Below are 19629 nucleotides of genomic sequence, written 5' to 3'. Positions count from 1 at the left end.
GCCAAGAGATCACCAACTGCGCCCGGAACTGCGGACAGAGCCGTTTCCGAGAGTCTTCCTCAAGACAGGCCTGTCCGGGATCGCACCAGCCCGAGGGACTCCAGTTCTCGCAGGGCGCGCTGCACGGTGCCGCGCGACACGGTGAACCGGCGGGCCAGGAGCCGTTGCACCGGTCGCGCCGGCCGAGGGATTGCGCGAATCCACCGAGTCGTGGGCCGACCTGCTGCGCGACTGCCGCCGACGCGACATGCGTGCCCCGCTGGTCGTCGGCGACGGTGCCATGGGCCTGTGGAAGCCCCTGGCCGAGGTCTCCCTCACGGCCCCCATCAGGTGCTGGGTCCACAAAGCCGGCAACGTCTCGAACGCGCCGTGGAGACCATGGCAGCGTGGACGCTGGGTTGAGTCGACGAACTCAAGCCACGGCCGGCCCATCACTTTCTAGACTGATCGGAACCTGTCCGTAGCCGCCAACACTGCCTTCGTGGTGGCGTCCCCCGACAGCCCGTGCCCTTCCTCACCGATCAGCACGAGCTCCGCGTCCGTCCACACCTGCGCCAGCCGCCACGCGACGTCCGGCGGCCCGCTGATGTCCATTCGCCCGTGGACCATCACACCGGGGATGCCGGCGAGCTTCCCGGCATCGCGCAGCAGCGCCCCGTCCTCCAGGAAGCCGGCGTGCCGCCAGTAGTGCGTGACGAGGCGGGCGAAGCGCAGCCGGAAATGCGGGTCCGCATAACGGGGATCGGGCTTGTACCCCCGGTGGGTGGACACGTGCACGTCCTCCCACCGGCACCACTCCCGCGCCGCACGCTCCCGTACGGCAGGATCGGAGTCGGCAAGCATCCGGGCGTACGCCTCCACCAAGCTGCCGTCACGCTCCCGTTCCGGTACCGCGTCGCGAAACCGGGCCCATTCCTCGGGGAAGACCCGCCCCATGTCCCGGGTGATCCACTCCACCTCGCGGCGGGTGGTGTTGGTGACGCTGAAGAGCACCAGCTCGGATACGCGTCCAGGATGCTGCTCTGCGTATGCCAGCGCGAGGGTCACGCCCCAGGAGCCGCCGATGACCAGCCATTCCTCGATGCCGAGGTACCGCCGCAACAGCTCGATGTCGGCGATCAGATGTGGGGTGGTGTTGGCCGCGAGCGAGGTCTGCGGATCGGCGGCATCGGGCGTGCTCCGCCCGCACCCGCGCTGGTCGAAGAGCACGATGCGGTACGCCGCGGGGTCGAACAGCCGACGCCAGAACGGCCCGGCCCCGGACCCCGGCCCGCCGTGCAGGACCAGGGCGGGCTTGCCCGCGGGATTCCCGCAGATCTCCCAGTACACGCGGTTGCCGTCGCCGACGTCGAGCACACCGTGCTCGTGCGGCTCGATAGGGGGATAGAGCTCGGCCATGTGAGACGCACCCTCCTGAGAGTCAACTCATCGACAAGTATCGGCTATTGCTCCCCGCCGGGTCCGTCGGCATGCGGGCACACGAGGGTGCTGGACGGCGCGGTCTTCGGTATGCCGTTGACGGCAGAGATCGCCTCCAACCGAGTGAGCTGCGTGCGGACGCATATGGGGGCTCCGTAAGCGCACGTCGACACCGGATCGGGGTGCCGGACGTCCCGGCGATCGGGGCTGGTGTGGACAGCGGGCGGCGAGGCCGCCGGCGACGGGGAGCGCGACGCCGACGACGAAGCCGGCGCCGGGGCCGCGCAGCCACAGGACGGCCTGGGCGATCTCGTCGGCGGAGTCGAACCGATTGAATCGGCTGGTTGTCGACCAGGCCGCCCAGTGAGGAGCAGTTGACGATGGCGCCGCTGCCCAAGGCCTGTCGGCGGAGCCGTCGCCCTCCACCACAGTCCAAAATCTGTCCGTTTTGGTAACTTACGAGAAGTATGCGAATTTGTGGCTGCTGAAACTTCTCCCCCGCCCAGGAGGGCCATCGGATGTGCGGAATCTCCGGCTGGGTGTCCTACCAGCGTGACCTGCGTCAGGAACGCTCCACCTCCGAAGCCATGACCGCCACGATGGCCTGCCGCGGCCCCGACGCACAGGGCCTGTGGCTCGACGAGCACGCGGCCATGGGCCACCGCCGACTCGCCATCATCGACCTGCCCGGGGGCGCCCAGCCGATGGTCGCGCACACCCCGGAAGGAGACGTCGTCCTGGTCTACTCCGGAGAGGTCTACACCTTCGTGGAACTGCGGGAGGAACTGCGCCGCTGTGGCCACCGCTTCCACACCGACAGCGACACCGAGGTGGTGCTGCGCGGTTACCTGGAATGGGGCGCCGAGCTCCCCGAGCGTCTGAACGGCATGTACGCCTTCGCGATCTGGGACGGCCGGACCGATCAGCTACTGCTGATGCGCGACCGGATGGGCATCAAGCCGCTGTACTACTTCCCCACCGAAGACGGGGTGCTCTTCGGTTCCGAACCCAAGGCCGTTCTGGCGAACCCGATGGTGCCCCGCGAGGTGGACCTGGAGGGCCTGCGTGAACTGTTCTCCATGGTCAAGACCCCCGGACACGCCGTCTGGGCAGGAATGCGGGAGGTGGAACCGGGCACGGTGGTGACCGTCGACCGCACAGGCGTGCGTGCACGCCGCTACTGGCACCTGCGCGCGGAGCAGCACACCGACAGCCGCGAGGACACCGTAGCGCGGGTGCGGGAACTGCTCGACGACATCGTCCGCCGTCAGTTGGTCGCCGACGTGCCACGGTGCATCCTGCTGTCCGGCGGCCTGGACTCCAGCGCGATCACCGCGCTGGCGGCCGAGCAACTGCGCGGCAAGGAGACGGTGCGCAGCTTCGCCGTCGACTTCGTCGGCCAGACGGAACGCTTCGTCCCTGATGAGCTGCGGGCCACCCCGGACACTCCGTACGTGCACGAGGTCGCCCGGCACGCCGGAACCAGACACGAAGACATCGTGCTCGACGCCAAGGGACTGGCGGACCCCAGCGTGCGCGCCGCCGCGGTACGGGCCCGGGACCTGCCTATGGGTCTGGGCGACATGGACCAGTCGCTGCTGATGCTGTTCCGCGCGATCCGGCAGCACTCCACCGTGGCGTTGTCCGGTGAGTCCGCCGACGAGGTCTTCGGCGGCTACGCATGGTTCCACGACCCTGTCGCACGCGACGCCGGCACCTTCCCCTGGCTGGTGGCCATGGAGAGCCAGCGCGGTCGCGACGGCGGTTCGGTGCTCGAACCAGGGTTGCGGGAGCGCCTGGACCTGCAGGGTTACGTGGCTCAGCGCTATGAGGAGGCCATGGCCGAGGTGCCGCGCCTCGACGGTGAGCACGATCCGCTGGAACGCCGGATGCGCGAGGTGTGCTACCTCCACCTGACCCGCATGGTGCGCATCCTGCTGGACCGGAAGGACCGGATGAGCATGGCCTCCGGCCTGGAGGTGCGCGTCCCGTTCTGCGATCACCGTCTGGTCGAGTACGTCTTCAACGCCCCTTGGTCACTGAAGACCTTCGACGGCCGTGAGAAGAGCCTGCTGAGACACGCCACCACGGACCTCCTGCCGCATTCGGTCCTCGAACGAGTCAAAAGCCCGTACCCTTCGACCCAGGACCCTGCCTACGTCGTGGAGTTGCAAAGCCAAGTCCGTGACCTGCTGTCCGAGGGCAGCAACTCCGCCCTCGACCTGGTGGACCACAGCAGACTGCAGCAGATCACCCGCACCGAACCCGGCCAGGTCACCACCGCAGACCGCAACGGCCTGGAAAGAACACTGGACCTGGCCGTCTGGTTCGACCTGGAGCGGCCCGCACTCACGCTCGACTCCGGCAGGTGACACCCTCCCCACTCCCGCCCAGGCCAGCCCCGGCCTGAAGCCGACCGGGTTCAGTTCTGGCGGGCTGTCCAACGGGGGATCCCGTAGGCGAAAAGTCCGAATGACGCCGCGTCACATCCAATACGGGCAGATGCGGCGTACATGGCTGGTTGCTTCATGCGGTGATCTTGGCGATGAACGCGGCGAGGTTCGCGACGGTCCGCTGGATCTTCTCATCCAAGGTGAGCGACTCGGGAAGCCGCGCACCGACACCCGCATCCTTCTTGCCCCGCACGTACAGCGGGCAGGCAAGGTCGCTGCATATGTAGGCACCCACGGAGTTGCCCTGCTGTCCGGCCTTGCCTGCCTTCGCCGCGACCATCAGCGAGACGCCCCCGGTGTGGGTGGTCATGCACATCGAGCACATGCTTCGCCGCATCTGCCAAGAGGCGGCACTGGGGCAGCGCAGGGCGAGCGCCACCAGGTGGCCGTCCAGCTCGGTGGCGAGATAGGCACGATCGGGAGCCTGGGGGTCACGCCAGCCGAAGAAGTCCAGGTCGTCCCAGGGCCGCTCGGCCAGGTCTCGAGGGACGGACAGGCGCTTCGCCTCGCCCTTGGTGCAGTTCACGAACGCGGTACGGATCTCTCGCTCAGTCAGCGGCTTCATGAGCAGCAGGCTAATTTGCCTATAAGTTTTAGGCAAATGCATAATGGCTGTCGCCGCATGGGAGGAAGGTTATGGCTAGAGTGGGGTTGACCCCGGGGCGTCTGACCCTGGCGGGGGCAGAACTGGCCGACGAGGTCGGTTTCGATCAGGTGACCGTTTCGGCGCTTGCCCGGCGGTTCGACGTCAAGGTTGCGAGTCTGTACTCGCATCTGAAGAGCTCCCAGGAGCTCAAGACCAGGATCGCCCTGTTCGCCCTGGAGGAACTCGCCGACCGAGTCGCCGATGCCCTGGCCGGGCGTGCCGGCAAGGACGCCCTGGCCGCCTTTGCGAACGCCTACCGCGACTACGCCCGGGAGCACCCCGGTCGCTATACCGCCGCCCGCCTCCGGCTCGACCCCGAGACGGCGGCCGCCAGCGCCGGGGTGCGGCACGCGCAGATGACGCGGGCGATCCTGCGCGGCTACGACCTGGCGGAGCCGGACCAGACGCACGCGGTCCGGATGCTGGGCAGCGTCTTCCACGGCTACGTCAGCCTGGAGCTGGCCGGAGGCTTCGAGCACAGCGCCCCCGACGCACAGGAATCCTGGGCCTGGATCGTGGACTCCCTGGACGCTCTGCTACGGAACCGAACCACACCCTGACCAGCAGGGGGCTGCACCACCGGGGGCGCTCCCCACGCCGCGCGCCGGCGCATCCGAACATTCCGGAAATCTTGATCACCAGGCGGAGGCGATGAACACCGACCCGTGCCCTGCTGGACGCGCGCCGCGACGACATCGCCGCGCTGATCACCGCTGAGGTTGGTGTAGCCGTGCTCCAACAGACGCATCCACCCATCAGCGGCCGCAGGGCAGCACTGCCGGCGCGCGTCAAGGGGCCTCCGGCCGGCGTCACCGCCGGCCGGAGGCCCCTTGACGCGATCAGCCTGCGTCAGCCGTCGGACTCCGACGACGGGATGTAGGCGCCCGGCACGTCCTCCGGCGCGAAGATCTTGTCCTCGCCGGGGTACGGCTTCGTCCACTCGTGCGTCTGGTACCACGTGAAGTGGTTCATCTGCGCGGGGTTCGCGAAGTCGGGCACGGCGTTGGGCCCGGTCAGCCGCTGCTTCGACTTCCAGTTCTCCCACTTCGCCGCGACCGCCTGCTTGTCCGCCGGCACCTTCGCCGACGGCGCGGCAGCGGCACTGGGGTCCTGCGGCGCCGGGGTGTCCACCCCGCAGGACGGCGGGGTCGACAGACCCGCGGTCAGCGAGGTCCGGTTGGGCAGCGCCGTGAACGGCGTGTAGTCCGCGTGCTGGGTGAACGCCCCGGTCATCGGGCTGGCCGCGCTGTCCTTCTGGTTCATCGGGTGGATCCCGAGGATCTGCTCGATGGTCCGGATCATCGTGATCTGCGAGTAGTAGCGGCTGTCGACGACGCCGTGCTGGGCCCAGGGGCTGATGATCTGGATCGGGGCACGGTGGCCGTCGACGTGGTCGAGGCCGGCCTGGGAGTCGTCCTCGACGACGAAGATCGCGGAGTCCTTCCAGTACTTGCTGTGCGAGATCTCGTCAACGATCTTGCCGGTGGCGAGGTCGTTGTCCGCGACCTGAGCGGCCGCGTTCGCCGGACCGCCGGTGTGGTCGCTGGAGAGCCAGAACATGTTCAGGTTCGCCGGCCCGTTCTTCTCGAAGTCACGCTTCCAGATCTCTGCCCGGTAGATGTCCGGGACGCTGGTGTCGAACTTCGGGAAGCCGGACACCGACACGTCGTTGAGCGACGGAATCGGCGAGGACGAGTTCAGCGTGTAGGCGGTGTCCTGTCCGGTCGCCGCCATGTTCTTGGAGTCGCAGTACAGGTTCTGCCAGCTCGCGCCCGACGGCTTGGTCAGGAACTGCTGGAACTCGCCGAAGTCCCGCACGGTCTTCCCCGCCGCCTGCGCACCGGTCCAGATGAACCCGGTCCGCTGGTGGCCGAGAGCGTCGTCCTCGGTGTCGTAGCTGCGCGCGTACTCGCCGGCCGATGACTCGGTGTACTCGGGGTTGTCGGCCTGCATCAGCCAGTTGTGACCCTCGGCGGAGTTCGTGCCGATGTCGTACGTGTTGTCGTACAGCCCGAACTGCTTGACCAGCGCGTGCTGGTTCGGCGTCACGTTCTCGCCGAACTCCGCCAGCGACGGGTCGCCGTTGCCCTCCGGGACGTCACCGAAGACCTGGTCGTAGGTCCGGTTCTCCTTGACGATCAGGAAGACGTGCTTGATCGTCGAGGGGTCGCCGAGCTTCAGCGGGACCGGTACCGGCTTGGCGCTGCTCTTGCCCTTGGTCAGCTTGACCGAGCCACCGTTCCAGCCGTTCTGCTTGAAGACCTTGGCCGTCTCGGACTTGATGACGCTGTCGTCCGGCAGCGTGAAACGCTGCACGCTCGACGTCGTGTCGTGAGTGGCGTGCCCGGCGCTGCTGGTGGGACGGCGGGCGTCGATACCACGGGTGTTGGAGACCACGACCTGGTTGCCGACGGTGGCGATCTCCGCGGGGAAGTAGTCCGTCGGCAGCAGGCCGACGTAACTGACCGGCTCCTGCGGGGTCGTGTACCGGTAGACGGCGACCGCGTTGGCGCGGCCGAGCGTCACCAGCAGGTGACCGTCGTCGGTGAGCGTGACCGCGTCGGGCTCGTAGCCCACCGACGCCTCCGGCCACGGCTGCGTGGCGATCGTCTGTACGACCTTGTTGCCGGCCGTGTCGATGACCGACACCTCGTTGGTGGCGGTGTTGGTGACGAACAGCGCCCCCTTCTTGGCGTACAGGGCGGTCGGGTGCAGACCGACGTCGATGCTCGCGACGTCAGCATCCGGCTTCGCCAGGTCGATGACACTGACCGTGCCGGTGGTGGTGGCAGCGGTCACCTGGTCGGCGGGCACCTGGGTGCCGTACGAGTTGATGGTGGTGTCGCCGGACTTCGCCGGACGCCCGCCCTCGTTGCTGACGTACAGCTTGTCGCCGACCTTGATCATGTCACGCGGGGCGTTGCCCACGGCCCAGCTCTGCTGGATGGCCCCGGTCGCCGCGTTGATGGCGACCACTCGGTTCTGGCCGTTGACCGCGGAGTAGACGGTGGAGCCGTCGGGCGAGAACACGGCCTCGCCCACCAACGCGTGCTTGGCCCCAGCCGCCGGGATCTTGACGGACGTCGGGTTGGCGACGCTGCCGTCCGGGTTGACGGTGAACTTGGTGTAGCCGTCGGTCTGGCCCAGCCACAGCTGCGAACCGTCGGGCGAGTACGTGGGGCCTTCCTGGCCCACGCTGTTGCTGCTGATGCGCAGGTCCGCCGACGCGGAGTTGCCGACGAGCTGCTGCACCTTCCAGTTCTTCAGGTCCACGATGGACAGCGCCATCCCACCGTCGGTGACCGAGGCCGCGAGGTGGGTGCCGTCCGGGCTGACCGAGGACGACATGATCTTGCCGTTGTTCACGACGAGGCGGTCACCGTATGGGGCGATGTACTGGTCGCTGGAGATGACCTGGCCCTGATCGGTGGTCTGGCCGACCTGCTCGGTGCCGAACTGGTGCGTCTGGGCGAATGCCGTGCCTGCGGCGGCCACCGCAACAGCGGTGACACCCGTGGTGACCAGTGTGATCCGGCGCCCGATGCGTCTACCGAGAAAGACGAAATGCTCCTTCTCGACACGCCGACGGCGGCGTGTTACCTGCATTGAGTCATCCCTTCGGGGTGGTGGAGAGTAGTTCGACGTTGCCGTCGAACTGCCACAGCGGGTTAGGTGCGTCCCCGGTCGGGGTCCGCACCAGGAAGTAGCCGTTCACTTCCTTCGGTCCGTCGCCATCGGCCACGAACCGCCCGTCTGAGGTGACGTCGAGCTGGTAGATGGCCGTCCCTGCGGCCTCTACGTCGGGGAGATGCCAGGTGACGACGCAACGCCAGTCGTTGCCCGGCCCATGGGCGGCGACTTGGCCGCCGCCCTTGTTGCACGCCGCCCTGACCCGCAACTGCGCCTCGCTGACGTCGGGGCGGTTGAGCTGCTTGGTCTGCATGCGGTAGAGGTGGGCGAATGCCGTGGCGACCGAACGCTGGACCTTGCCCTGCTCGATTCCTGAACCCATTGACGGCGTCGCCACGGCGACGACCGCGACCGTGAGGGCGACAAGTCCGACCAGCGGCAGGAGTCCGGTGGTGATCGCGCGGCGCCCCGTGCTCTCGTTGGTCGGGTTGGTGAAGTCGCGCCGCAGGAAAAGGCGGTACGACAGCGCTGTCACCGTCACGGCCCATACCAGGCTGACCGCGATGCCGATCAGGAGCGGTTCGACCTGTGCCGGGCTGGTGAACAGACCGTTCCAGGCGATGAAGGCGTAGCCGGGCAGGGCGAGGCGTACGGCCACGGGCAGCGGCAGCATCTGGGCGAGCTGCATCACGAGCGCGACGAGCGCGGGCAGCAGCAGCCCCATCGGGGACCGCCCCAGCCCGACCGACCCGAGGAGTCCGATCGCGGCAAGGGCCAGCGTCGGGGCGAGCACGCACACCCAGGCGAGGAGGACCTCACCGGCGGCGTCCGACGGCGTCAACACGTGGCCGTCGAGGCCGACCAGCGGCTGGTTGCCGACCGCCACGACCCCACCGACCGCGCTGGAACACGCCAACCCCGCCACGAGCAGCAGGATGACGGTGAGGCTGGCCAGTGCCTTCGCCACGAAGATCCGTCGAGGCGACCGGACCGCCACCAGCAGGTGGCGCCAGGTACCGAGCCGATCCTCGGAGGCGAACACGTCGCCGGCGACCACCGAGGTCAGCAGTGGAAGCGCCCAGGTGCCCGCGAAGCCGAGCACGACCAGCGATCCGGCCCACCCCGTGGCGTGCATCCAGCGACCGAAGAGAGTGTCGGAGGGGAGCGTGCTCTGCTGGCTCACCGCGGCGACAAAGAGCGCCGGCGCGATCCAGCAGGCGAGAACCAGCAGACGGATACGCCATTGCGAGACCAGTTTGACCAGTTCGAAACGGTAGCCGCGGGCCACCGAGACGGGGTGGACCCGGGCAACGTCGTCGTCGGCGACGGTCGCGATCGCGGTCATCGGCCGGCCTCCTGCTGTTCGGTGAGGGCGAGGAAGGCGGCTTCGAGCGGCGACACCATGGGGGCGAGCTCGCGCACCGCGATGCCCGCGCGCACGACCCTCACCACCAGTTCGTCGAGGGCGGGCACCAGCGCGCGCACGACGAGCACCTCGGCGCCGTGCCGTGCCCCAGCGTCGTCGACGACGCCGATCCCGGCCGTGTCGGCAGCCAGCCGGCGGGCGGCCTGCGGGTCGGAGGTGAGCAGCCGGTAGTCGAGTTCACGGTTCTCGGCGGCCAGCTTGCTCAGCGGGCCGGAGAAGACGACCCGTCCGGTGGCGAGGATGGTGACCTCGGAGCACAGTGCCTCCAGGTCGTCCATGCGATGGCTCGAGAGCACGACGCTGGTTCCGTCCGCCGCGAGCCGGGTGAGGACACGGTGGACGTGTCGTTTCCCGGCCGGGTCGAGTCCGTTGGAAGGTTCGTCGAGCACGAGCAGCCGGGGTTTGGTGAGCAGGGCGGCCGCGAGTCCGAGTCGCTGACGCATGCCGAGGGAGAAGCCGCGGGTCCCCTCGTCAGCGACTTCGGTGAGCCCGACCTGGTCGAGCACGTCGTCGATTCCCGTTGTCCGCGCGTCGCGGCCGCGGAGAGCGGCCAGCGCGGCGAGGTTCTGCCTGGCGGTGAGCGAGGGGTAGAGACCTGGCCCGTCGACGAAGCCCGCGACACCGTCGGGAGCAGCGAGCGCCCGCCCGACCGGCGTACCCAGGATCTCCAGGCGGCCGCCGTCGGCGACGGCCAGGCCCAGCAGCAGGCCGAGCAATGTCGTCTTCCCGGCGCCGTTCGGTCCGACCAAGCCGTGGATCTGCCCCTGCGGCACGTCGAGTTCGACGCCGTCGAGTGCGACGACGTCGCCGAAACACTTGGTGATCCCACGAGCTCGGACTGCGAGGAGTGTGTCCATGAGTCCCTTCTTTCACAACCTTCAGGGACCTTAGGGACGGCACACAACGCAGTCACAGACGATTGGTTGAACGTACATGGAACGGATCGTCAAGGCGTTGGCAAGTCCGCGTGCACAAAACAGCCAGCATCCAGACAGACTTGGGCAACCTTTGGAAGCACTGAACCGTTCCGGGTCCGGTAGGGACTCGATCATTTGAACGGATCGAGTCATGGCATGGGCCTTCCCCCCTCCTTGGGCTGCGCAAGCGCGCGGTCCGCACGGTCGCCGAGGTACGGCCCGAGTACGACACACAGTGGTCCGCGATGAAGGCGGTCGCGGCGGAGCTGGGGATCAGCTACCCGAGCTACCAAGAGGCCCTTCATCCGCGCCCCGAAGTGATCACCGATCAGAAACCCGGTTCGACCCGCCAGACCCGTCGACAGGTGAGCTGATGGCTTCTCAGGTCAGATTCAGCCCGCCGTCCAGCACGATCACCTCACCGGTGAGACAGGTGCCGGCAATCACCGACGCCACCTGGTCGGCCACGTCGGCGGGCTGGGCCGGACGGCGCATGGGCCCGAGAGGCAAGGCGGGGTTGAGGCGCGAGCCGCCGGTTGCGGATACTCGAAAGTTCGCACGTACACAGGCTCGACGCGCCTCAGAGCTGGGCGGCCGGCTCAAGGGCCTCGACGGCCGCTGCCGCGGCGGCGGAGTCCTGACCGTAGAAAATGTCGATGTCGACCTCCTCACCGCCCATGGTGAGTGTGTCCCAGGCACCGCTGAGCACCAGCATGCGGAGTGTGCTGCCCTCCAAGGTTCCCAGCCGTTCCAGGATCGCCTCGTCGTCCGGCATACCGGGCATGCGCGCCGCCAGTCGGGAGCGGATCCCGCGCAGCCGCTCCAGCAGCATCGCGGTGTCCGCCTCGCGATCCGGCTCCTCGGCGATTCCGTCGATGCCGTGCGCGATGATGTCCTTGATAGCCCAGGTGGTGCCCTGGTCGTCGGTGGTCACCATCGCCTTCCAGGCCCGGCTCTTGTGTCGATACTGGAGCATCGACATGGCGGCCTCGTGGCGCAGGAAGTCCGCGTCCCGGAAGGGCTTTCCGTTCCATGCTCCGTTGAGGGACCGTGCGAGCGAGATCGCGGAGGCCAGGCCACTGTTGAGCCCCCGGCCCGGCCAGAAGTGGATGGCGTTGGCCGCGTCGCCCAGCAAAAAGCCGTACGTTCCTGTGGAGTTGGCCGTGGGCGGTAACAACTCGGCTGTGAAGCGGGGGCGTTGCACCATGTCCAGACGGAAAGAGGTGACCGCGCTCAGGTCACCCGGCTCGACGCCGAACAGGCGCAGCCCTTCGCCCACCCGCTTCCACAGGGCCGAGCCCCTGATGAGGGCGGGCAGGAACAGGGTGCTGTGCGTGGAACACCGGAAGTCGCCGTGCTCGTCGCGCCCCATGAGGCAGGGGCGAGAGGCGATGCACTCCTCGAAGACGCGGCGGATCGGATCGATGCCGACGACCTCTGCGGCCTCCACATCCGTCAGGCGCATGTTGAGGAAGCCCTCGCCACGCAAGGAGTTCAGCAGGAACCGGTTCTGCCCGACGGTCAGCAGTACCGCCATGGGGTCGGTCAGACCCGATTTCACGCGCAGGCCGAGGACCACGTCCTGGAGATGGCGATCGTTCAGCGAGTAGATGGATTCGTCTGCTTTGCCGAACTTGGCGGCGAAGTGGTCACGGGTGCGCGACCGCCCGCCGTCACAGATCGCCAGTACGTGCTGGGTGGTCAGAAAGTCCTTCTGCTCATCGATGCTGAACCGGGTGGGAACGAGGTGGATTCCCCTCGGCTTCTCGTTCGCCACCTCCAGCAGCCGGTCCTCGATGTAGGCGATACGCATGTTGCGCGGGTGGTGATCGCCGATCGAGTCGGGGCCGGAGGGCCACATTTCGGTGTAGTGGTCCGGGTCGAAGAGCCGGGTCTGCACCTCCTCGGGCAGGCTGAGGTACTGGCGACTCTGTATGGTCACCACCTGCTGGCGCCGTACATTGCCCTGGCTCGCGTCCTTCCAGACGACTTTGCGGCCCTGTTTGCGCCACCGGCCGTCGTAGACGGTGATGTGCACCTGGGCGCCGAGGAAATGCTCCAGCAGCAGGGCGAGTGACAGGCCGACGGGTCCCCCGCCCGCGATGGTGACCCGCAGCACCGGCCCGCGTTCGATCTCCTCGTCACCGTGGGTCAGAGACCTCGGCAACGAGAGCGCCATGATCGTCTCCATGGCGTCCGGAACCTCGAAGCGGAACTCCTGGTCACCGATGGTGATGTCGTCTCCGGGCTTGAGGAGTCGGGAGTCGATCTCCTCACCGTTCACCAGCGTTCCGTTGCTGCTGCCGCAGTCGCGCAGCACGTAGCCCTGGGTGTCGTCGAGGACGATTTCCGCGTGGAAGCGCGAAACGCTTAAGCTGGAGATGACGACGGTGTTATCGGGATTACGTCCGAAGGTGACCCTGGTGCCGATCACCGGTATGCGCTCTCCGGCAAGCAATCCTTCGTGTCCAACAAGCACCGGCGCCACGGCACTTCCTTCCGTGATTGACGACATTGCCGCTGCCTCGGTGCCACCGGAACGCACCGCTGTGCGGGCGTGACCGGGCAGCGTGTGACGGGTAGGACGGAGGGACGTTCGCTCGACGTATGTGAACGGTGAATAGTTCAGTTCTGACGACAGCACGGCGTCACTTGACCGGTACAGATGCCCCATCATGCCCGATACCGAAGCCGTTCGGGAGAGGCCTTCCGGCGACGATGGAGCGGACCAGGCCAGGGATGTCCGCGGCCTTGTCGCGGCGCATCCGCCTGTGTGGAGCCGGCCACCGGTCGTGCGCACTCGGCCATCACTCCACGGCAAAACCGGCGACGGCTCGCATCCCCGCGCGGAGACACCGCCCCGCACCGCTGGAAGATCCTCTCCCCACTCGACGCCTCCCCGATGGCGGCGTCAACTCACAGCGCCAACCTCGCTCCTCTGAGCATGAGTTGACCGACATCGCCCGCCCCAACCCCGCACTCCGGCGTGCTCTGTATGACGTTCCCGGGCCTCGCGCGCCACGTCCTCCACAGCGGAGGCGAACGCCGTCGAATGGATGTACGTTTGGTGGTACTGGCTCTGTGACCGCCGTCGACGGCCGAGCAAGCCCCGCCCGGTCCGTGGTCGGCGTACCGGAAGGGGCTCCGCATGACTTCGCAGCAGGCGCCATCACACAACCCGAAGGGAAAGCGGGCGCTCTGGCCCGTCCCACTGCTGACGCTCTCCCTGGCGGCCGCGGGCCTGGGCGGCGCTGACACCTCGCACGCTGCGGTCGTACCGGAAGCACCCGCTTCGGCGACCATGAGCACAACGGCGACCTGCGTCGACAAGGTCTTCGCGGGGATGACCGGGCCGCAGCGAGTCGGCCAGCTCTTCATGGGTGGCATCAGCGCCTCGAACCCTGACCAGAAGCGGATCCAGGTGCTGCGCCAGTACCACGTCGGGTCGGTGTTCCTGGCCGGACGGAGCGCGTCCGGCACGAAGGCGACCAAGGCTCTGGCCGACAGTCTCCAAGCGAAGGCCGACACCGTGTCGGGGCATCGCGTAGGCCTGCTGGTCTCCACCGATCAGGAGGGGGGCCAGGTGCAGGTGCTGTCCGGTCCTGGGTTCTCGACCATGCCGAGCGCGCTGGTGCAGGGAAGCTGGTCCACCTCGAAGCTTCGCAGTGCGGCCGCCGTGTGGGCGAAGCAGCTCAAGGCGGCCGGTGTGAACCTCAACCTCGCGCCCGTCGCCGATGTCGTTCCGGCCGGCCTGGGCAGGAACAACGGTCCGATCGGCCGGTACGACCGCGAGTTCGGCCATACCGCCGCGATCGTGACCTCCCACAGCAACGCCTTCGCCGCGGGCTTCGCCCAGTCCAACGTGCTGGCCACGCTCAAGCACTTCCCGGGACTCGGCTACGTCCGCGGCAACACCGACACCACGGCGAACGTGGTGGACTCGGTGACGACGAGCACGAGCGCGAGCATCACGCCGTTCAGTTCGGGGGTCAAGGCGGGCGCGCCATTCGTCATGATCTCTCTGGCCACGTACAGCAAGATCGACGCGAAGCATCAGGCCGTGTTCTCCTCCACGGTGATCCAGGGACTGCTCCGCAAGACACTGGGCTTCAAAGGCGTGGTGATCTCCGACGACCTCGGGAAGGCGGTGGCGGTGAAGTCCGTACCCGTGGCCGACCGCGCCCTGAACTTCCTGTCCGCCGGCGGGGACCAAGTCCTGACCGTCGAACCGAACCTGGTTCCGGCCATGGCCAAGGCCGTACAGACCCGGATGGCACAGAACGCGACCTTCCGTACCAAGGTGGACCAAAGTGTCCATCGCATCCTGGTTGCCAAGCAGAAGGCGGGCTTGCTGTCCTGCGGCTGACGACAGCGGTTGTCGAGAGTCCGGCCGGGACTTGACTTGGTGACCGGGGTGATCGGCAGCGCCACCGGAGCCGCCTGCAGGGGTGAGGTCCGAGCGGCTCGTGGGCGGTGTCTCGGCGGACACCGACCGTTGGTGGGTTTGTACAGGCGCCGTTTGATCGGCTACGCGCCGGCGTGGAGGTATCCCGCCCAGAGGGAGGGGGTGGCCGGGTAGCGGTCGCGTACCGCACGGATGGTGTGATGCAGGGCCGTGGCGGCCCGATCGGGCTTGAGCAGTCCGTGCGGGCCGCTGCTCAGGCGGGTGTAGAAGGATTCGGCGACCTCGACGGCCAGGCGGTCGTCGATCGGCCACAGCGTCCCGATCACGTGGCGGAATCCTGCGAGTTGGAAGGCACTGGTGAGATGGATGGCCTCGTCCAGCAGGCTGGAGTTTCCAGGGATCGCGGTGCTGCAGGCGGAGAGGTAAGCCAACTGCGCCTGTTCTAGGTTGACTTGAGCAAGTGTGGAGACAGTCAGCGGTGCGGTGGCGTAATCGGACAGGAGTAGCCCGTTCCGGGACGGGTCGGTGGGGTCGGTGGCGCCGTGACAGGCGAAGTGGGCAATGGTGCAGGAAGGGAGACGGGTGAGGACTCCCTCCGCGGTCGGAGTGTCCGTGCTCTGGACCGGGCGAGCACCATCGGGGGCCGGGGCGGGTCCGGTGAGCTGGACCGGTCGGTGCAGCAAGGGCCGGATCCGGCGAATCTCCTCGGGGACATGCCGTAGTGGAACGTGGCCCGGGGTGGTAGGCATCGCGACTATCAGGGACTGGTGCTGGCCGACGGGCCGGACACCTTGTCTGCGAGAGTGGCGCAGTGCCCGGATGGTCGGAGTGTATGACGAGATCACCCAGTCCATGACTGTCCTGCGGCGCGGCCCGGGCGCGGGATCGGTGTGAAATCCAGCGGCGTGCAGAGGCAGCAGGCCGAGCAGCCCGCCGGGCGACCACCACACCCGCGGCAGCGGCCGACTGCCCGACCCGGCCTGCTCACCCGTCTCAGCGGCGATGACCTCGCCCTGCGCGGCCAAGGCGGACAGCACCGGCTCGGCGGCCGCTTCCCAGAGCCACTCCAGGGTCCGACGGACCGTCTGCTGGGCGGCGATGCGATCACCGTTGGGCGCCGTCGTCTCGGCCAGGGCCCGGTAGAAGGTGTTGACCTGCTCGATCACGGTGTCGTGAGTGAGTCCGGGCAGCGGGCAGGAGCTGATGCCGTTGCGGGTGAGCAGGATGGCGTCGCTGCGGTAGAGACTGACGTTGAACGTCACGACGGGTCCGTGTGCAGCCTCCGCCACCAGCTCTTCGGGACGTGGCGGCAGGCCGAAGTCGCCGAACCCTTCACAGGCCCGGATGCGCCGCAGCAACTTCCCCAGCTCTGCAACCAGTTGGTGACGCACACGACCGCCCGTCCGCTCTGCCAGGTGGGCGTCGGACACGGTGACCGTGGCTGCGGGGTCCGCGTCAAGCAGCTCGCGGAGTTCGGTGAAACGCTTGGCCAGTTCGGGGTGTTGGGTGCTTAGGTCGGTCAGGTCGCTTCGGGTGTCCAAGGCTTGGGACAGGAGGACGGCCCGCCCTGCCTCCGCCAGCCTGAGCGCTTGGGCAGCTCGTTGCCCTTCGCTGCCTCTGGTGTCGTCCAGGGCCAGGGCGGTTGCGTTGGCCGCGAGACCGGAGGCATAGCTGCCGAGGGCATGCTGCTGGTCACCGCGGCGTAACCGGCGCGGAACCATCTCCGGCAGTGTCAGTACTGCCTGTGCCAGGAAATCGGCGGCCTGGCCCGGATCCGATGACCTGGCCAGGGCCGCTGCCCGACGTGCCGCAGAAATCCGCTGCCCCGGCCGACCCACGTGATTCGTGACCGCCTGCCCCAGCACGGACATTGCCTCTTCCCGGACGGCCGGCTCCCCTGTGCCCTCGTATCGCGTCATCAGAATCACACCGAGCCCGAGCAGGCGTCCGACGCGGGCGGGGAGGTCCTGGGGGGTGGCTGCGACGGCGGCGCGAGTCACCTCCATCGCCTCTTCCAGATCGGCTGGATTCGCCGTATGCCCGAACCGCAACTCCAGGGCCCGACCCAGCGTGAACTGGACGGAGGCGCGACTCAGGGCGTCATGGGGAATGGCCCGGACCGCGGCACGGCTCGCCACCACTGCCTCATGGAGGTCGCTCGACTGCCCAGTGTGCTCGAACCGCATCTGAAGGGTGATGCTGAGACAGTTCAGGTTCAGGGCTTGGCTGGGGTGGTCGTCGGGTGTCACCGCGATGGCGGCGCGCATCGCTCCCAATGCCTCGTCCAGATCTCCCGGATTCCCGGTGCGCCTGAAGCGTCGCGAGAGCGCCACGCCGAGATTGGCCAGGCGGATGGCATGCTCGGGGTGGTCGGGAGGCGTGGCTTCGACACCGGCGCGGATCATGGCCAGCGCCTCACCCAGATCCCCCACGTCCCCGGTACGTTCGAAGCGACTGTCCAGCGCCAAGCCGAGCGCCGTCAGATGCTTGCCGCGGTCGGCGTGATCGTCAGGGGTGGCTTGGAGGCCTGCGCGAATCGTCTCCACTGCCTCGTCCAGATCCCTCAGCTCGCCGCTCCGCTCGAACCGGCTCTCCAGCGCACGGCCGAGGCCGACGAGGAAGGCCGCGTGCTCGGGGTGGTCAGGAGGTGTGGCATCGACGACGGCACGGATCGTGGCCAGCGCCTCATCCACATCCCTCAGCTCCCCGGTGTGATGGAAGCGCCGCAGCAGGATGCCGCTGAGACAGTTCGCATACCTGGCGTGGAAAGAGTGGTCGAGGGGTGTGGCTTCGACACCGGTACGGACCGTGGCCACTGCCTTGTCCAGATCCCTCAGGTCACCCGTACGCTCGAAACCCTTCCCCAGGACGGCGCCGAGATTGACCAGGTAACCGGCGTGCTCGGGACGGCTGGGGGGCGTGGCTTCGACGGCGGCCCGGATTGTTGCCACTGCCTCATCCAAATTCCCCAAATCACCGGTGTACTCAAAGCGCCTCCCCAGGGCGATGCCGAGGTCGACCAGGAAGTGGGCGTGCCTGGGGTGGTCATGAAGGGCGGCTTGGACGGCGGCGCGGCTCGCCGCCACCGCCTCATCCAGATCCCCCAGCGCCCCGAACCGCTCGAACCGCATCTGCAGGAGGTGGCCGAGAGAACTGAGGTGCGCGGCGCGGCCGGGATGGCCCTGAGGAGTGGCATCCGAGGCTGCGCGGCCCGCGTCCACCGCTTCATTCAAGTCCTTCACCGCCCCGAACCGCCTGAACCGCTCCTTCAGGGCGTGGGCAAATCTGCCCAGGCGGCCGACGCGATCGGGGTCGTCGTGGGGGGTGGCCTCGAGTGCGCCCCGATATGCCTGCACGGCCTGGTCCGCATCCGTCACATCGCCCGTACGACTGAACCGCACCCCCAGGGCGTACCCAAGATGGTCCAGGACGCGGGCGGGGTGCGGATGATCGTGGAGGGCAGCCTCGGCGGTGCGACTGGCCGCCACCGCCTCATCAAGATCGCTCAACTGTCCGGTGCGCTCGAACCGCGCCATCAAAGCTTCGCGGAGGTTGGTTTGGAGGACCGCGTAGTTCGGATCATCTCGAGGGGTGACCTGGACGGCGGCACGACCTGCCTCCACCGCCTCGTCCACGTTCCCCGACTCCCCCGTGTGTTTGAACCGCGCGAGCAAGGCGTTGCCAAGATTGGAAAGCGCAGTGGCGTAGTGAGGGTGGTCGCGGCCGGCCTCGTGGACGGCCGCACGACCCGCTTCCACCGCCTCCTCCATGTCCCCCGGCTCACGGGTGCGCTCGAAGCACCTCAGCCGGGCGATGCCGAGATAGACAAGGTTGGTGGCATGGTGAAAGTGATCGCCGGCGGTGACTTCGGCTATGGTGCCGAGTATTGCCGCTGCCTCGGCCAGCTCCTCCAACTGCCCAGTGGGCTCGCATTGCTTCACCAGAGCGCAGCCAAGGTTGGACAGGATCGCGACGTGTTCAGGATGTCCGTGGGCGGTGGTGCGGAGGATTTCCACCACCTCGTCCGCATCCCCCAATTGCCCGGTGTGCTCGAAGCGCCTCACGAGGCAGTGCCCGAGCCTGGACAGTAAGTGGGCGTGGTCGGGGTGATCGAGCGGAGTGGCCCGGACGGCGGCGCGACTCGCCTCCACTGCCTCATCCAGATCCGTCAACTCCCCCAGACGGTCGAAGTGCATCACGAGAGCCGCTCTGGAAGTGTCCGGATACTTGCCACGTTCGGGATGATCGTGAGGGACGGCTTCGACGGCAGCGCGCCTCGCGGCCACATGACGATGGCGTTCGTCAGGTCCTGTGCGGCGTGGACGGCCGCCTCGGCAAGGGCGGCGAGCAGAGGCTGCGGCAGGTCTTCTCTCCCCGCAATGAAACATTTCGTCAACAGGCGAATCGTGGCCTCCCGATCCTGCTCGGCGACCGCGCGTGGGAGAGCAAGGGCTCGACGGTAGTGCAGCCGGCCCAGGACGTACGCCACTTCCAGATCGGCCGGGTCGGCGTCGGCGTACCGGAACAGATGGCGTGCCTCCGCGCATGCTGCCGGGGAAAGAACCTCGAAATCGTCGCTCGTCACACTCACCCGCTGGACGCGTGCCCCCACGGCCGCCATCAGCTCATCACGCCGTTGCACGAACCACCCCCGCACACACCTGCCGAGTCGTCAATTATGAAACTCGAGGCGACTGTTGCCCAGCCATGGTCGATTCGGACATCATGAGCAC

At 67.8% G+C, this 19629-nt stretch carries 12 protein-coding genes and 2 pseudogenes; 4 read left to right on the top strand and 10 right to left on the bottom strand.

Annotated features, from left to right (window positions below; all coding sequences use genetic code 11):
• Positions 1 to 59: 59 nt before the first annotated feature.
• Positions 60 to 125: a hypothetical protein gene (locus tag ACFY16_RS25315; protein WP_390649504.1), complete on the bottom strand. Its 66-nt coding sequence runs from the start codon at positions 123 to 125 to the stop codon at positions 60 to 62.
• 47 nt (positions 126 to 172) lie between these two features.
• On the opposite strand from ACFY16_RS25315, the pseudogene ACFY16_RS25310 reads away from it, so the two are divergent.
• Positions 173 to 358 (top strand): annotated as a pseudogene (locus ACFY16_RS25310) (IS256 family transposase); the annotation flags it as partial.
• Between the two features lie 80 nt (positions 359 to 438).
• Here the strand turns inward: ACFY16_RS25310 and pip are convergent.
• Together pip and ACFY16_RS25300 are read right to left on the bottom strand one after the other, a co-directional pair.
• The gene (gene pip, locus ACFY16_RS25305) at positions 439 to 1398 is read right to left on the bottom strand and encodes a prolyl aminopeptidase (RefSeq protein WP_390649453.1); all 960 of its coding nucleotides are present in this window, start codon (positions 1396 to 1398) and stop codon (positions 439 to 441) included.
• 240 nt (positions 1399 to 1638) lie between these two features.
• Positions 1639 to 1749 (bottom strand): annotated as a pseudogene (locus ACFY16_RS25300) (oxidoreductase); the annotation flags it as partial.
• Positions 1750 to 1937: 188 nt separating this feature from the next.
• On the opposite strand from ACFY16_RS25300, the gene asnB reads away from it, so the two are divergent.
• Complete coding sequence (gene asnB, locus ACFY16_RS25295; protein WP_390649452.1) at positions 1938 to 3791, top strand: asparagine synthase (glutamine-hydrolyzing); 1854 nt, start codon at positions 1938 to 1940, stop codon at positions 3789 to 3791.
• A gap of 154 nt (positions 3792 to 3945) precedes the next feature.
• On the opposite strand, the gene ACFY16_RS25290 is transcribed toward asnB, so the two are convergent.
• Complete coding sequence (locus tag ACFY16_RS25290) at positions 3946 to 4437, bottom strand: FBP domain-containing protein (RefSeq protein ID WP_390649451.1); 492 nt, start codon at positions 4435 to 4437, stop codon at positions 3946 to 3948.
• Positions 4438 to 4508: 71 nt separating this feature from the next.
• Between ACFY16_RS25290 and ACFY16_RS25285 the strand changes: the two genes are divergently transcribed.
• Positions 4509 to 5078 carry a TetR/AcrR family transcriptional regulator gene (locus tag ACFY16_RS25285; RefSeq protein WP_390649450.1) on the top strand — a complete coding sequence of 190 codons (570 nt, stop codon included), beginning with the start codon at positions 4509 to 4511 and terminating at the stop codon, positions 5076 to 5078.
• A 289-nt stretch (positions 5079 to 5367) separates the two neighbouring features.
• Here the strand turns inward: ACFY16_RS25285 and ACFY16_RS25280 are convergent, their stop codons facing one another.
• The 4 genes from ACFY16_RS25280 to ACFY16_RS25265 form a co-directional block, all read right to left on the bottom strand.
• A complete protein-coding gene (locus tag ACFY16_RS25280) occupies positions 5368 to 8124 on the bottom strand; it encodes an alkaline phosphatase family protein (RefSeq protein ID WP_390649449.1) in 2757 nt (918 codons plus the stop codon).
• A gap of 4 nt (positions 8125 to 8128) precedes the next feature.
• Positions 8129 to 9493, bottom strand: a complete 1365-nt coding sequence (locus ACFY16_RS25275) for an ABC transporter permease (protein WP_390649448.1) — start codon at positions 9491 to 9493, stop codon at positions 8129 to 8131.
• Entirely contained in the window at positions 9490 to 10431 is a 942-nt protein-coding gene (locus ACFY16_RS25270; RefSeq protein WP_390649447.1) for an ABC transporter ATP-binding protein, read from the bottom strand. The genes ACFY16_RS25275 and ACFY16_RS25270 overlap by 4 nt, the downstream gene beginning before the upstream one ends.
• A gap of 640 nt (positions 10432 to 11071) precedes the next feature.
• The gene (locus ACFY16_RS25265) at positions 11072 to 12925 is read right to left on the bottom strand and encodes an FHA domain-containing protein (protein WP_390649446.1); all 1854 of its coding nucleotides are present in this window, start codon (positions 12923 to 12925) and stop codon (positions 11072 to 11074) included.
• A gap of 714 nt (positions 12926 to 13639) precedes the next feature.
• Here ACFY16_RS25265 and ACFY16_RS25260 point away from each other — a divergent pair.
• Positions 13640 to 14857 carry a glycoside hydrolase family 3 N-terminal domain-containing protein gene (locus ACFY16_RS25260; RefSeq protein WP_390649445.1) on the top strand — a complete coding sequence of 406 codons (1218 nt, stop codon included), beginning with the start codon at positions 13640 to 13642 and terminating at the stop codon, positions 14855 to 14857.
• Between the two features lie 161 nt (positions 14858 to 15018).
• Here ACFY16_RS25260 and ACFY16_RS25255 read toward each other — a convergent pair whose 3' ends face one another.
• Positions 15019 to 19092, bottom strand: coding sequence for a CHAT domain-containing protein (locus ACFY16_RS25255; protein WP_390649503.1), 4074 nt, complete (start codon positions 19090 to 19092; stop codon positions 15019 to 15021).
• Positions 19092 to 19517: a hypothetical protein gene (locus ACFY16_RS25250; RefSeq protein WP_390649444.1), complete on the bottom strand. Its 426-nt coding sequence runs from the start codon at positions 19515 to 19517 to the stop codon at positions 19092 to 19094. Before ACFY16_RS25250 ends, ACFY16_RS25255 begins: the two co-directional genes overlap by 1 nt.
• Between the last annotated feature and the right edge of the window lie 112 nt (positions 19518 to 19629).

It is taken from the genome of Streptomyces sp. NPDC001315, assembly GCF_042896175.1.
In the GTDB taxonomy this organism is placed as follows: domain Bacteria; phylum Actinomycetota; class Actinomycetes; order Streptomycetales; family Streptomycetaceae; genus Streptomyces.
Note: the sequence above shows the minus strand (reverse complement) of the source record. Positions and strands in the feature narration are given on the sequence as shown.

What these genes read in the sequence shown, in the direction of transcription:
- pip (WP_390649453.1), bottom strand. Translation starts at nt 1,398, where the DNA reads ATGGCCGAGCTCTATCCCCCTATCGAGCCGCACGAGCACGGTGTGCTC.
- asnB (WP_390649452.1), top strand. Translation starts at nt 1,938, where the DNA reads ATGTGCGGAATCTCCGGCTGGGTGTCCTACCAGCGTGACCTGCGTCAG.
- ACFY16_RS25290 (WP_390649451.1), bottom strand. Translation starts at nt 4,437, where the DNA reads ATGAAGCCGCTGACTGAGCGAGAGATCCGTACCGCGTTCGTGAACTGC.
- ACFY16_RS25285 (WP_390649450.1), top strand. Translation starts at nt 4,509, where the DNA reads ATGGCTAGAGTGGGGTTGACCCCGGGGCGTCTGACCCTGGCGGGGGCA.
- ACFY16_RS25280 (WP_390649449.1), bottom strand. Translation starts at nt 8,124, where the DNA reads ATGCAGGTAACACGCCGCCGTCGGCGTGTCGAGAAGGAGCATTTCGTC.
- ACFY16_RS25275 (WP_390649448.1), bottom strand. Translation starts at nt 9,493, where the DNA reads ATGACCGCGATCGCGACCGTCGCCGACGACGACGTTGCCCGGGTCCAC.
- ACFY16_RS25270 (WP_390649447.1), bottom strand. Translation starts at nt 10,431, where the DNA reads ATGGACACACTCCTCGCAGTCCGAGCTCGTGGGATCACCAAGTGTTTC.
- ACFY16_RS25260 (WP_390649445.1), top strand. Translation starts at nt 13,640, where the DNA reads ATGACTTCGCAGCAGGCGCCATCACACAACCCGAAGGGAAAGCGGGCG.
- ACFY16_RS25255 (WP_390649503.1), bottom strand. Translation starts at nt 19,092, where the DNA reads ATGCACTTCGACCGTCTGGGGGAGTTGACGGATCTGGATGAGGCAGTG.
- ACFY16_RS25250 (WP_390649444.1), bottom strand. Translation starts at nt 19,517, where the DNA reads ATGGCGGCCGTGGGGGCACGCGTCCAGCGGGTGAGTGTGACGAGCGAC.